Source organism: Flagellimonas hadalis, from assembly GCF_007785775.2.
GTDB lineage: Bacteria > Bacteroidota > Bacteroidia > Flavobacteriales > Flavobacteriaceae > Flagellimonas > Flagellimonas hadalis.
Genome location: NZ_VNIK02000011.1, coordinates 21018 through 34220, shown reverse-complemented (window position 1 = coordinate 34220; position 13203 = coordinate 21018). Strand labels below are relative to the sequence as shown.

The window sequence follows — 13203 nt, the reverse complement described above, 5'->3', positions numbered from 1 at the left end:
AATGTATTTCTTTTGTGGATGTCAATTGACCAAAGATGATAACCAATACAGAAATTGAAAAGCGGGGCAATCAATACCCCGACCATATAGTCGACTTTAAACAGGAAGGCGACAAGATCTATTTTACCACCCAAAACGGCGTCATTCTGCAGGTCACCATTTTGCGTGACAGCGTCGTTCGGTTCAGGTATGCCACGGAATATGTTTTCGAGCCCGACTTCTCCTATGCCATCAACGATGGGGTAAACTTGGGGTACAATGAGCTCAGCGTGAAGGAAGAGATCCCGGAGTATGTCATCACCACTTCCAAGATCAAGATCTATGTCAACAAAGCGGACCTAAAGGTCCAGATCGTGGATTTGGAAGAAGTGATCCTTTGCGAGGATGAGCTTGGATTCCACTGGGAAGAAAACTTTGATTACGGGGGCAACATCGTGAAGATGAGCAAAATATGTCATTCCGGGGAGAGTTACTACGGAATGGGGGACAAAGCTTCGCACACCAACCTCAAAGGGAAAAGGATCAACAATTGGGTAACGGATTCCTATGCCTATGGCAAGGACCAGGAACCCCTTTACAAGTCCATCCCTTTTTATGTGGGACTTAAGGAAAGTGTGGCCTATGGCGTGTTTTTCGACAATTCGTTCAGTACCTATTTTGATTTTGCCAACGAAAAAAGGAATGTCACCAGTTTTTGGGCCGATGGCGGGGAAATGAACTACTACTTTTTCTACGGTCCCAAAATGGGCCAAGTGGTAGAAGCCTATACTGACCTTACTGGGGTTCCCGAACTGCCACCTTTATGGGCCTTGGGCTTCCATCAATCCAAATGGAGCTACTACCCGGAACGCAAGGTGAAGAAAATTGCCTCCACCTTCAGAAAACTGAACATTCCCTGCGATGCCATTTATCTGGACATCGATTACATGGAAGGGTTCAGATGCTTCACTTGGAACAACCGCTATTTTCCCAATCCAAAGAAAATGATCGAGGAAATGGAGGCCGATGGTTTCAAGGTCATCACCATGATTGACCCGGGAATCAAGATAGATAGGGATTATTGGGTGTACCAACAGGCCATGGACAATGGATTTTTTTGCCGAAGGGCCGATGGTCCCCATTTTAAAGGCAAAGTATGGCCCGGGGAGTGCAAGTTCCCCGATTTTACAGATCCTGATGTCCGCGAATGGTGGGCAGGTCTCTACAAGGAAATGATCGCTGAAATGGGCGTAAGGGGTGTCTGGAACGATATGAACGAACCGGCCGTCATGGAAGTGCCCTCAAAAACGGCCAACTTGGACGTGCGCCATGATTATGATGGTCATCCATGCAGCCACAGAAAGGCACACAATGTCTACGGAATGCAAATGGTGAGGGCCACATACGAAGGGGTGAAAAAATTCACCTTCCCAAGAAGACCTTTTGTCCTTACCCGTGCCGCGTATTCAGGTACACAACGGTATTGTGCCACATGGACAGGGGACAATGTGGCCACTTGGGAACACCTTTGGATCGCCAATGTGCAGATGCAGCGCATGTGCATGAGCGGATACTCCTTTGTGGGGTCCGATATTGGCGGGTTTGCAGAGCAACCCAATGGCGAACTCTTTGCCCGATGGATACAACTGGCCATTTTCCATCCCTTTTGCAGGGTGCATTCCAGCGGGGACCACGGCGATCAAGAGCCTTGGTCGTTCGGGGAAGAGATCACCGATATTGTCAGGCAATTTATAGAGATGCGCTACCAGTTGTTGCCCTATCTCTATACCATGTTCTACAAATACATCAAAGATGGGATGCCCATGCTGCAATCCTTGGTGTTCTATGATCAAGAGGATTCGCAGACCCACTTCAGGACCGATGAGTTCCTTTTTGGGGAGCAGATGCTGGTCTGCCCAGTCCAGGAGCCGAATGCCCAAGGCAGGAGAATGTATTTCCCACGGGGCAATTGGTACAACTACTGGACCGATGAGGTGGTTGCAGGAGGTATTGAAAGATGGGTGCCCGCGGAGATCCACAGGATTCCCCTCTATGTGAAGGAAGGGGCCATCATCCCCAAATATCCCGTACAGCAATATGTGGGAGAGAAAGAGATCACCGAGCTGTTCCTGGATGTCTATTACAAGGAGGGTACGGAGAATTCAATCGTGTATGAGGACCAACAGGATGGCTACGACTATAAAAAAGGACGTTTTAGCCTGCGTAGGTTCAGGTTGAGGGGCAAGGAGAACGAGCTCATCATCCAGCAGTTCAAGGACGGGAACTATGTTACGTCCTATGAGAAGTTCAAACTGACACTTCACGGACTTCCATTTACCATCGGGACAGTGGAAGTGGACAATGAGGAAGTGGACCTCAACGACATCAAGTTGAATGGGAACAATTCCATAGAAGTGAGCAAGGATTTCACGGAACTTCACATTATCGGAAAGTAATTTTTTGTAATTTACCTAAGACTTAACACTGATACTGTTATGAAAAAATTGATTTTGACAGCCACTGTTTTTCTGATGGTTGCTTCTTGTAAGACCAATCCGTTTACTGGGAAGAGCACGTTGAACTTTTATCCCAATAGCCAAATGTTCCCGATGGCTTTTGACCAGTATGATGAATTCTTGGGCGAGAACAAGGTGGTCAAGGGCACTACGGACGCCCAGATGATCACCAAGGTAGGACAGCGCATCGCCTCTGCGGCCGAACGCTGGCTGGATGCCAATGGATATCCAGGCTATCTCAAGGATTACCAGTGGGAATATAACCTCGTACAGGACGAGACCGTGAATGCTTGGTGTATGCCTGGCGGAAAAATCGTGTTCTACACAGGTATTCTGCCGATTACCCAAAACGAGACCGGAGTTGCCGTGGTCATGGGGCACGAGGTGGCCCATGCCCTCGCCGATCATGGGGCGCAGCGAATGAGTGCGGGCATGGTGCAGCAGATCGGAGCCGTGGCAGGCAACATCGCCATTCAGGATCCACAAAAAAGAAATATGTTCAACCAGGCCTACGGAATTGGTTCCCAAGTGGGGGTCATGTTGCCCTTTAGCCGTGGACACGAGACCGAGGCGGACCGCATCGGATTGCAGATCATGGCCATTGCAGGCTACAACCCGGACGAAGCGGCCAAACTTTGGCAACGCATGAAGGCCAACTCTGGAGGGCAGGCACCACCAGAATTCTTGAGCACACACCCATCCAACGATACCAGGATCAGTAACCTGACCGCATGGGCACCTGCTGCAAAGCAGGAAGCACGAAAGTTTGGGGTGACCTCATTCAAATAAATTGAGATCGAACAACAACAAGCCATGTCATTTCGACCTAATGGACATCTTATCCTTTGGATAACCAATGTTCACTAAGTTTGAAATGACATTTATTTTTTACGAAAGTCTATGGAACAGGTACTGGCATTGAAGGGAAGCAAAAAACTGTTGAATGCCTGGGCGTTTTACGATTGGGCCAACTCGGTGTACAGCTTGGTGATATCCTCCGCTGTTTTCCCACTTTTCTATGGGTTGCTGTTCCGTACTGCCGGGATAGAGAAAGTCACCATCTTCGGGGGAGAGATTGCCCGGGCGCCCTTGATCAGTTATGTCACCTCATTGGCCTTTGTGTTCATCGCCATCGTCACCCCATTGATTTCGGGCATTGCGGACTATATGGGGAACAAGAGAATGTTCCTTAAGTTTTTTTGCTATTTGGGTGCGCTCTCCTGTATTGGACTCTACTGGTTTTCCTTGGAGAACATCTTTTTTGGATTGGTGTGCTATTTTTTCGGTCTGGTAGGGTTTTGGGTCAGTTTTGCCATCAACAACTCGTATTTGCCGGACATTGCCTACCCGGAACAGCAGGATCGCATCAGTGCGAAGGGCTTCTCTTTGGGATACATCGGGAGTGTGATATTGCTGGTCTTCAATCTGATCATGGTGATGAAACCAGGTCTTTTTGGGATAACGGACGGCGGTGGAGAGATTGCCGAGATAAAGGCCATGAAATATTCCTTCATTTCCGTAGGGATTTGGTGGATCGTCTTTAGCCAATATACATTTGCACATTTGCCCAAAGGCTATAAAAGGGAAGGGGAGCGGCAGCACATCATTCTCAATGGGTTTCGGGAATTGAAGGGCGTTTGGCACCAATTGGGGGAGAATACACGTCTGAAACGCTATTTAGGCGCCTTTTTTGTGTATAGCATGGGAGTACAGACCATCATGCTCATCGCCACCTATTTTGGGGAGGAAGAAATTGCTTGGGGAACTGATAATGAACGAACTACGGGTCTCATTACCAGTATTTTGGTGATACAGCTTGTGGCCATTCTCGGGGCCACGGCCACTGCATGGGCCTCAAAGGCCTATGGAAACATCAGGACTTTGGTGTTCATCAATATTGTTTGGGCCTTACTGTGCGTGTATGCCTATTTCTTGCAGACACCCATGGACTTTTACATCGCTGCCGGTCTGGTCGGGATCGTTATGGGGGGCATCCAGGCACTTTCCCGCTCCACCTATTCCAAATTTTTGCCAGAGACCACGGACACCACATCGTTTTTTAGCTTTTATGACGTGGCCGAAAAAATAGGTATCATCATCGGTACTTTCCTATATGGCATCGTTGCACAACTTACCGGTAGCATGCGTAACAGTACCATCTTTTTGGGGCTTTTCTTTGTGGTGGGCATCCTTTTGTTGATGCGGGTCAACAAGGAAAGGAAAACAACCTGAAGCAAAAAGGTCCTGACTGTTCGTCAAGACCTTTTTGCTTTTTTGATTGGTGGTAAACTCCTGTTATCCTCTGGAGATATCCCCGGAGCCTGATGATTTTGAATTGATTTTTTTAGGGTTTCCGCGGTAATGGATGTCCCCCGATCCAGAAACCTTGGCATCGATGGACTGATTTGCAGTAACCTTGATATCGGCCGAACCGGAAACGGTGGCTTTCACAAATTCTGCTTCCAGTTCATACGCCTTGATGTCACCGGAACCGGATACCATTACATCAAAATCCGTGGTCCTTCCGGATAGGTTGATGTCACCCGAACCAAAGAGCGAAGCCTCGACCTCTTTTGCCTGGACTGTTACGCTGATGTCGCCAGACCCGGCAATCCGAGTACTGAAACTTTCAGCTTCGATGGTGGTCTTGCCCACGATGTCGCCAGAACCTGATAGACTCACGGAACTGATGGACTCCACAGGAACGGTGATCAGGATCCCTGAATTCCAATTGGAAGGTTTCAGTTCCACGCCTTTTTCGGTCTTGATGACCAAAACCCCGTTCTTGATCTCGGTTATGATGTGCTCCAAAAGATTGGATTCCCCTTTCAGGGTGATCTCCCCTTCGTTGCCCGCCACAAGGTCCACATCGAACCAACCAGCGAGTGATACACCGTCATAGTCCCCTACGGAGCGTTCGATGGTGACCACATTGCCGTCCCCCTTTACTTTTCTTCCCCATTGGGCGTTGGTGATGGCCACGGTGGTCAATGCCAGTGCGAGTGTGATGATTTTTTTCATGATCTTGTGTTTAAAATGGTTTTTTGATATGATGTTTTAGTTTTGATAAAATGTAATGCCTCCATAATCGCTGGTGATGCTCACTGTCCTCCCGGAGTTTTCCCGTCCGTAGTATCCTTTGTAATACTTCTCGCTTGATTTTTCCTTGCTGATGTTGATCTCAAAATCATCCTTTCCGCTCACGTCGGCATATTCAGTGGTGATCTCAAAGTCAAAGTAATACTCCGGATGGTACCCTATTTTGATGCCGGTATAATCTGTCCGTATTTGGATGTTGCCCGCATCTGGGGTCATTTGGTCGATTTTCAAGGAACCGTAGTCCCCGGAGATGCCCACATTGCCATGTACGGTACCCAGTTTTATCCCGATGTAGTCGCCATTACCACTAACATTCTTCACGTTTTTTGCTTCTAACGATCCGTAATCGCAGGAATATTCGAGGTTTTCCATTTCTTCGATCACGGCATTGGTATAATCGGCCTTGATGATCAGGTTGCCCGCTTTTCCGATGGTGAACCCGGAATAATCGGCCACGATCTCGGCACTGTTGATATAGTCGAAAGTGGACCGTGAGGTGTAATCGAATCGGAGTTCATTGTTTCTCCCGCGCAGTTCGCCCACTTCTATTTTGCCATAGTCGCACTTGATCTTGGCGTGTCCGTCGATACGGTCCAAGAAAATGCTGCCATAATCGTTGCTCAGGCTCACGTTGTTCTTCACGGGCAGTTTGATGGTGTAGTTCACCTGTACGCTGACACTGTTGCGCTTGCCCCAGCTCCACCCCCAGTTGTTGTTCCTGTTGCCAAAAAGGGTCCTGGCAGAAACCAAGCTGGAACTGTTCTCAAAATCCACGTTGATCTCGTCCAATCGTTCCTGTACCCGTTCCTCGTTGTTGCCGTTGGTCTTGATCTGGACCTCTATCACCACCCGGTTTTCGTTCCAAGAGGTAATGTTGAGGTTGCCATAGCTGTTGTCCACTTTGAAAAGTGCATCGGCATTGACATTGAACTCCTTTTTAATGGTCTTTTCCTTGGTGTACCTGCCGTTCAAGTTGTCATTGTCCACATGTGCGCTTATGGCCATGGGAATCAAAGCCAAGGTGAAAAGAATCTTTTTAAATGGTAAAGCTTTCATCATTTTGTGATTTTAAATTCTTGATATTTTCTATTTGGCTCAAAACTTCTCTTAAAAGGTCAATGCGGGTCTGGAAATTGATGATCATGGCGTTCATGATGATCTTGCTGTCCCCACCGTTGACCAAGTCCTGTTCCAGCGATCGGTAATCTTTTTGCAACCGTTGCAACTGGGACAAGGTATCATCGACCAACTGTGCCGTTTCGGGTGATTTCTCGTCCTTCAACTGCTGCACTTGCTGTTCAATGAGGTTGGCAAAGTAAAACTCTGTACGGCCTGCTTCGGGAGCGATCTCCACCACCTGTTGTTTGATGCTGGGCGTTGGCCCGAAGGCCTGATATCCCAGTATGGCCACCACTGTCACGGAGGCAGCGATGGAGAGGGGCTTCCACCATGAGTTTTTCTTCCTGTGGATGGAAACCGTACCCTTGGCACGGTTCAGTTTGTCCAAAAACCGTTCTTGATGCCCACTTTGTGGCTCCTCTACATCAAACTCTCCTTGGAGCCTCCCAAACAAATTGTCTAAACTATCCTTGCTCATCTTCTACATATTTACGGTCAACTTCTTTCTCAAACTTTCTTTGGCCCTTGAGATCGTGGTCCTACAATTAGCATAGCTAATGTTCATTATTTCACTGATTTCTTCGTAATCGTATCCTTCAATCAAATGTAAGGTCAAAGAAACTCTGTAATTGTCTTTCAAACTTTTCATGGTTTCCATCACTTTTTGAGCCTTCAGTTCAGTATAACCATTCTGGTCTGAAGCAACTCCATCATTATCTTCGACCTTGTACATGATATCATCCAAATCCGCAGTCCTGTTTTTTTGCTGCTTTTTGTACTGATAGATGCTGTTGTTGATCACGATCCGCTTCAGCCATGCCCCAAAGGTGACGTCTCCTTTGAATGTATGCATCTTGGTGAATGCGCTCAGGAACGATTCCTGCATCACATCCTCCGCCTCGGCGGGATCTTTTACAATCCTATAGGCAGTGTTGTACATGGCCTTATAGTAGCGATTGTAGATCTCCATTTGTGCACTTTGTTTTCCCTGCATGCACAATTGGAGCAGTGCATCAATATGTTCATTTTGGTGGCTCAAAAAATGAATGGTTTGTCTTATAGATTAGGGAATTTACCAATTGTTACACTTTTTTCTTAAAATTTATTTTCCAATGGCACAGGAATTGCCTTTTAGGAGTGGCCATAAGCTTCGATTTCACCATAACCATTGATTTATAAGGTGTTCCAGAAGCTTTGTTACTGAATAAAAAAGTTGGATTTTTGTCGATTATGACAAAATGACCGAAAAGAAGAGATGGGAGAGATGAAAATATCAAGATTTGACAATATTGACCTTCAGGGATTGGATGAGGATGCGGAATTGATTCCGCTGCTCACCCCTGAGGATGAAGAACAGATGAACAAGGAGGAACTGCCGGATACCTTGCCCGTGCTTCCCCTACGAAATACCGTTTTGTTCCCAGGGGTGGTGATTCCGATTACTGCGGGAAGGGACAAGTCCATCAACCTGATCAAGGATGCCAACAATGGCTCCAAAACGATAGGTGTGGTGTCCCAAAAGGACGAGCAGACCGAAAACCCAGGGGTTAACGATATCAATACCTTGGGTACTGTGGCCCGCATCCTAAGGGTGCTCCAAATGCCGGATGGCAACACCACCGTCATCATCCAAGGAAAAAAGAGGTTCCAGATAGAGAGCATTGTCACCGAAAAACCCTATTTGACCGCCAAGGTAAAGGAGGCCGAAGAGATACGGCCCGATGAGAAAAGCAAGGAATTTGAGGCCATCATCGATTCCATCAAGGAACTGGCCTTTAGGATCATCAAGGACAACCCCAACATTCCCAGTGAGGCCACTTTTGCCATCAAGAACATCCAGAGCAATTCGTTCCTGATCAACTTTGTGTCCTCCAACCTGAACCTGAGCGTTGCGGAGAAGCAGCAGTTGCTGGAAATCCCGAACCTTCAGGAAAGGGCCTTGGCCACCTTGAAGTACATGAACATGGAACTTCAGAAACTGGAACTGCGCAACGATATCCAGAGCAAGGTGCGCAGCGATATGGACCAGCAGCAACGAGAGTACTTCCTGCACCAACAGATGAAGACCATCCAAGAGGAACTTGGTGGCCTATCTTATGAAGAAGAGGTGGAGGAAATGCGCATAAAGGCCAAAAAGAAAAAATGGAACAAGAACGTCCAGGAGCATTTTGAAAAGGAACTGGCCAAAATGCAGCGTATGAACCCCCAAGTGGCGGAGTATTCCATTCAGCGGAATTACCTAGATCTGATCCTCGACCTGCCCTGGAACGAATATTCCAAGGACAAGTTTGACCTGAAACGGGCACAGCAGATCTTGGACAGGGATCATTATGGTCTGGAAGATGTGAAGCGACGTATCATAGAATACCTCGCCGTGTTGAAACTCCGCAACGATATGAAATCGCCCATTCTTTGTCTGTACGGACCTCCGGGTGTGGGCAAGACCTCTTTGGGCAAATCCGTGGCAGAAGCCTTGGGTAGGGAATACGTGCGCATGTCATTGGGCGGCTTGCGTGATGAGGCCGAGATACGTGGTCATCGAAAAACCTATATCGGGGCCATGCCGGGACGTATCATCCAAAGTTTGAAGAAGGCTGGAACTTCCAACCCGGTCTTCATCTTGGACGAGATCGATAAATTGTCGAACAGCCATCAAGGCGATCCCTCCTCTGCCATGTTGGAGGTGTTGGACCCAGAACAGAATGCGGAGTTCCATGACAATTTCCTGGAAATGGGCTACGACCTTTCCAAAGTGATGTTCATCGCCACGGCGAATAACCTGTCCAGCATACAACCCGCTTTGCTGGACCGTATGGAAATCATCAATGTGACGGGATATACCATAGAGGAGAAGGTGGAGATTGCCAAGCGGCACCTGTTGCCCAAACAATTGAAGGAACATGGGCTTTCTGCCAAGGACCTGAAAATCGGCAAACGCCAATTGGAGAAGATAGTGGAGGGCTACACCCGCGAGTCCGGGGTACGTAACCTGGAGAAACAATTGGCCAAAATGGTGCGCTATGCCGCAAAATCCATCGCCATAGAGGAGGAGTACAGCGTGAAAGTATCCGATGCCGATGTGGAAAAGGTGTTGGGGCCTGCCCGATTGGAGCGCGACAAGTACGAGAACAATGAAGTGGCCGGTGTGGTCACAGGCTTGGCCTGGACCAGTGTGGGCGGCGACATCCTTTTTATCGAATCCATTCTTTCCAAAGGAAAGGGGATGCTGAACATCACTGGGAACTTGGGCAAAGTGATGAAGGAATCCGCGACCATAGCCATGGAATACATCAAGTCCAACGCAGATACCTTTGGTATCGACCCCGATGTGTTCGATAGATATAATGTGCACATCCACGTGCCCGAGGGTGCCACACCCAAGGACGGACCCAGTGCAGGGATCACGATGTTGACCTCCTTGGTGTCGCTCTTTACCCAACGCAAGGTAAAAAAGAGCCTTGCCATGACCGGCGAGATCACCCTTCGCGGCAAAGTATTGCCCGTTGGGGGGATCAAGGAAAAGATTTTGGCCGCAAAAAGGGCCAGGATCAATGAGATCATCCTGTGCAAGGACAATAGAAAGGACATTGAGGAAATCAAGGAAGAATATCTGAAAGGGCTCACCTTCCATTATGTCACGGATATGAGCGAGGTCATCGACATTGCCATTACGGGACAGAAGGTGAAAAATGCGAAGACCCTATAATTCAATGACGGTCGTCATATGATCATAAGGGCGTTTCTGCCTATTTTTGGCGCATGGGAAAAATTACGATTGCGATAGACGGACATTCGTCCACAGGGAAGAGCACCATTGCCAAACGTTTGGCCAAGACCCTTGGCTATATTTATGTGGACACGGGAGCCATGTACAGGGCCGTGTCCCTCTATGCGCTCAACCATGGACTTATTGATGCCGAAGGGGAGATAGAGGTAGCTGCATTGGTCCAAAAATTACCAGAGATAAAGCTCAAGTTTGTCCCGAATACGGATTTGGGGATTTCGGAAATGCACCTGAACGGCGAAAATGTGGAAAGGGAGATCCGGTCCATGAAAGTTTCCGGATATGTAAGCAAAGTGGCCGCCATCAAGGAAGTGCGTGAAATGCTCGTCGGGATCCAACAGGAGATGGGCAAGGACAAGGGCATTGTGATGGACGGAAGGGACATCGGCACTGTGGTTTTCCCCGATGCGGAGCTCAAATTGTTCATGACGGCATCCCCAGAGACGAGGGCAGCAAGACGCTATAAGGAATTGTTGGACAAAGGGGAGGAGGTCACCTATGAAGAAGTGCTCAAAAATGTGCAGGAACGGGACCGGATTGACTCCACCCGCACTGTTTCCCCCTTAAAAAAGGCCAAGGATGCCATTGAGTTCGATAATGGCGATATGGGGTTGGAAGAACAGTTTGAACGCATTTACGATTTTTCGCAACGGGTGATTGCGAAGCAAAAGTGAGGGGTCGACACCGTGGCGTTTTTAAAGTTTCCCCTTTCTTAAAGAAGCAAAGATGTTCTCACAACTTAATGGACATCTAGACCATCAAAATAGATTTCCGAAATTACGGTATCATCATATTTTAATCCTTTATATACATCAAGTATTTCAAATTTTAAGGTCCAGTCGGGTTTTGCCAGAAGGGCATCAGTGTCTTCCCGGTCGCCATTTCCAATGGGATCTACTCTAAAATGCTGTGAACTTCGGCTATCTTGAAGGTGTAAAATGACGTACGGTTTGTCATTGACATACACTTTTAATTTTTTTACTCTCGAGTTGTTTTCCCAGGCAGTTTTGCTTTTGACATATCCATTTACCACGATGATTTCATTGATCCGTGGTGAGGCTCCACTAAAAGTATACAATATATATTCCCCAATGCCGTCACCGTCCACTCCTTCGGCCCACACATGCTTATAGTCTGAATCATGTATATTCAGAGGTGTGTAGTCCATGCCGCCTTGCTGCTTTAAATAACTTGAGGCTGTGATGTCCTTTGGGCCGCCACCGCAATACCAGCTACATCCTCCGCCAAGAATGTCCCAATAACTCCCCATTGTCTCTGGATCTTTCATGTATATCTGCTGATCTTCTTGCGATAATTCACCAAATTCCACCCCTAGTCTTCTCATCTTGGCCAGCACTTGCTGCGCCGCCGCCCGATTTTTGTTAAACTCTTCTTCCCCTTGAAAAGTCAAGTCCAGAAGTTTTATGGTAGACGGCCCAATCTCGCTGATTTGTGAAATCCCCATTTGCGGTATCAGTATCAATCCAAGTATGAAAATCAGTTTCATGTTCGTTTGTTTTTTTGATATGTTGGTACGCATGGTTTGAATTTGCTTCGCTCTTTTTTGGGCAAAGGTTATCAAAACAGGCATCCCAAGAATTGAAATTAGCTTTTTCTGCCCTATGTGTCCTCGTGAATTTATGGAGACCCTATTTGGATTGATAAATGGTTGTTTTGGGTTGACGGATCAGATTTTGGACGGAAAGAAAATCACTCCAAGCCTATGGGGGAAACCAGAAGTCAATCACGACTTTGTTCAAGGGACAATGGTGAAGAGGAGCAAGGCAATGTTGAAAATTTAATTTTCTTCATTTATATGTACAGTTTTGAAAAAGGGTCCACGATCACAGCCATTAAGATTATGGATAATTCCATATTCAAGCAGGATTATTCTGAAACGGGCATCTGCCCAAATAGCCCTGATTTCAGGAAGTATCTTGCAAACATAGTTTTCCTCAATATATCCACCTTGACAACACCGGCTATTTTCATAGTCGATGGCTTCAATGTGAAAGGTGTCACTTTTATAGTTGATATTGTTCAGGTTGAACTTGATGGACAATGAAAGTCTTGAAGTGTTTTCCAAAGTATCGATAGTGTATGTGTGGATTGGCTGCATTTCTGCGAAACTTCTGGTGTTCAAAAGTCGATGGAGTTGGATATTGACAGAGTCAAAATTGGCATCCGACCAGCGGGTGTCTTCGGCCGGATAGGTCTGGATGGTCCACACTTCTTCATTTTGATGGTATAAACGAAAGAAATCGCCATAATCAATACAGCAGGAATAAATATAGAACTTGACCAATACATATTTTCCATCGGATGAAGCAACTGGGATTTCAAATTCAGAAGCGTTCATATTGGATATTTTGACATCCAAAGTGTCCAAATGTCCGTCCAATGATATTTGGGGCGGCATTGTATCGGTTGGAACGATTTCCTTGGAAATTTCCTGTCCCTTTTCAATGGGTGCAGATTGGATTGTCTCGTTCTTTTTCTCCGACTTGTTCTTTTCACTTAAACATGAGGTCAAAACAAATAGCAGTACAACAAGTATATGGATGTGTTTCATTTTTCCATTCAATGCCCGATTGGTCCGTGGTGCATTGTTTATGAAATATTGAAAGTAAGGATAGTTATGGGGAAAAATAATAGGGAATTGATGGATGCGCCTTTTGATCTGATGGAACACAAGCTGAAATTGAT

The 13203-nt window shown here is 46.9% G+C and carries 11 protein-coding genes; 5 read left to right on the top strand and 6 right to left on the bottom strand.

All coding sequences use genetic code 11. The annotated features are described in order from the left end of the window. Positions 1-35: 35 nt before the first annotated feature. The 3 genes from FOT42_RS14325 (at position 36) to FOT42_RS14315 (ending at position 4727) form a co-directional block, all read left to right on the top strand. Positions 36-2435, top strand: a complete 2400-nt coding sequence (locus FOT42_RS14325; RefSeq protein ID WP_151891223.1) for a glycoside hydrolase family 31 protein — start codon at positions 36-38, stop codon at positions 2433-2435. 39 nt (positions 2436-2474) lie between these two features. After that, positions 2475-3284: a M48 family metallopeptidase gene (locus FOT42_RS14320; protein WP_151891222.1), complete on the top strand. Its 810-nt coding sequence runs from the start codon at positions 2475-2477 to the stop codon at positions 3282-3284. Between the two features lie 111 nt (positions 3285-3395). Continuing rightward, positions 3396-4727, top strand: a complete 1332-nt coding sequence (locus FOT42_RS14315) for an MFS transporter (RefSeq protein ID WP_151891221.1) — start codon at positions 3396-3398, stop codon at positions 4725-4727. 63 nt (positions 4728-4790) lie between these two features. Here FOT42_RS14315 and FOT42_RS14310 read toward each other — a convergent pair whose 3' ends face one another. From FOT42_RS14310 to FOT42_RS14295, 4 genes are read right to left on the bottom strand one after another with little or no spacing between them, the layout of a single operon-like run. Continuing rightward, the gene (locus FOT42_RS14310; protein WP_151891220.1) at positions 4791-5516 is read right to left on the bottom strand and encodes a head GIN domain-containing protein; all 726 of its coding nucleotides are present in this window, start codon (positions 5514-5516) and stop codon (positions 4791-4793) included. Between the two features lie 36 nt (positions 5517-5552). Continuing rightward, positions 5553-6650: a DUF4097 family beta strand repeat-containing protein gene (locus FOT42_RS14305; protein ID WP_151891299.1), complete on the bottom strand. Its 1098-nt coding sequence runs from the start codon at positions 6648-6650 to the stop codon at positions 5553-5555. Beyond that, positions 6631-7191, bottom strand: a complete 561-nt coding sequence (locus FOT42_RS14300) for a hypothetical protein (protein WP_151891219.1) — start codon at positions 7189-7191, stop codon at positions 6631-6633. Before FOT42_RS14300 ends, FOT42_RS14305 begins: the two co-directional genes overlap by 20 nt. 3 nt (positions 7192-7194) lie before the next feature. After that, positions 7195-7752, bottom strand: a complete 558-nt coding sequence (locus FOT42_RS14295; protein WP_151891218.1) for an RNA polymerase sigma factor — start codon at positions 7750-7752, stop codon at positions 7195-7197. A gap of 216 nt (positions 7753-7968) precedes the next feature. Between FOT42_RS14295 and lon the strand changes: the two genes are divergently transcribed. Continuing rightward, entirely contained in the window at positions 7969-10419 is a 2451-nt protein-coding gene (lon, locus tag FOT42_RS14290) for an endopeptidase La (protein WP_151891217.1), read from the top strand. A gap of 53 nt (positions 10420-10472) precedes the next feature. Beyond that, the gene (cmk, locus tag FOT42_RS14285) at positions 10473-11171 is read left to right on the top strand and encodes a (d)CMP kinase (protein ID WP_151891216.1); all 699 of its coding nucleotides are present in this window, start codon (positions 10473-10475) and stop codon (positions 11169-11171) included. Between the two features lie 65 nt (positions 11172-11236). Here cmk and FOT42_RS14280 read toward each other — a convergent pair whose 3' ends face one another. Further along, positions 11237-12004 (bottom strand): NADase-type glycan-binding domain-containing protein, encoded by a 768-nt coding sequence (locus FOT42_RS14280; RefSeq protein WP_151891215.1) that lies wholly within the window; start codon positions 12002-12004, stop codon positions 11237-11239. A gap of 291 nt (positions 12005-12295) precedes the next feature. After that, entirely contained in the window at positions 12296-13069 is a 774-nt protein-coding gene (locus FOT42_RS14275) for a hypothetical protein (protein WP_151891214.1), read from the bottom strand. Between the last annotated feature and the right edge of the window lie 134 nt (positions 13070-13203).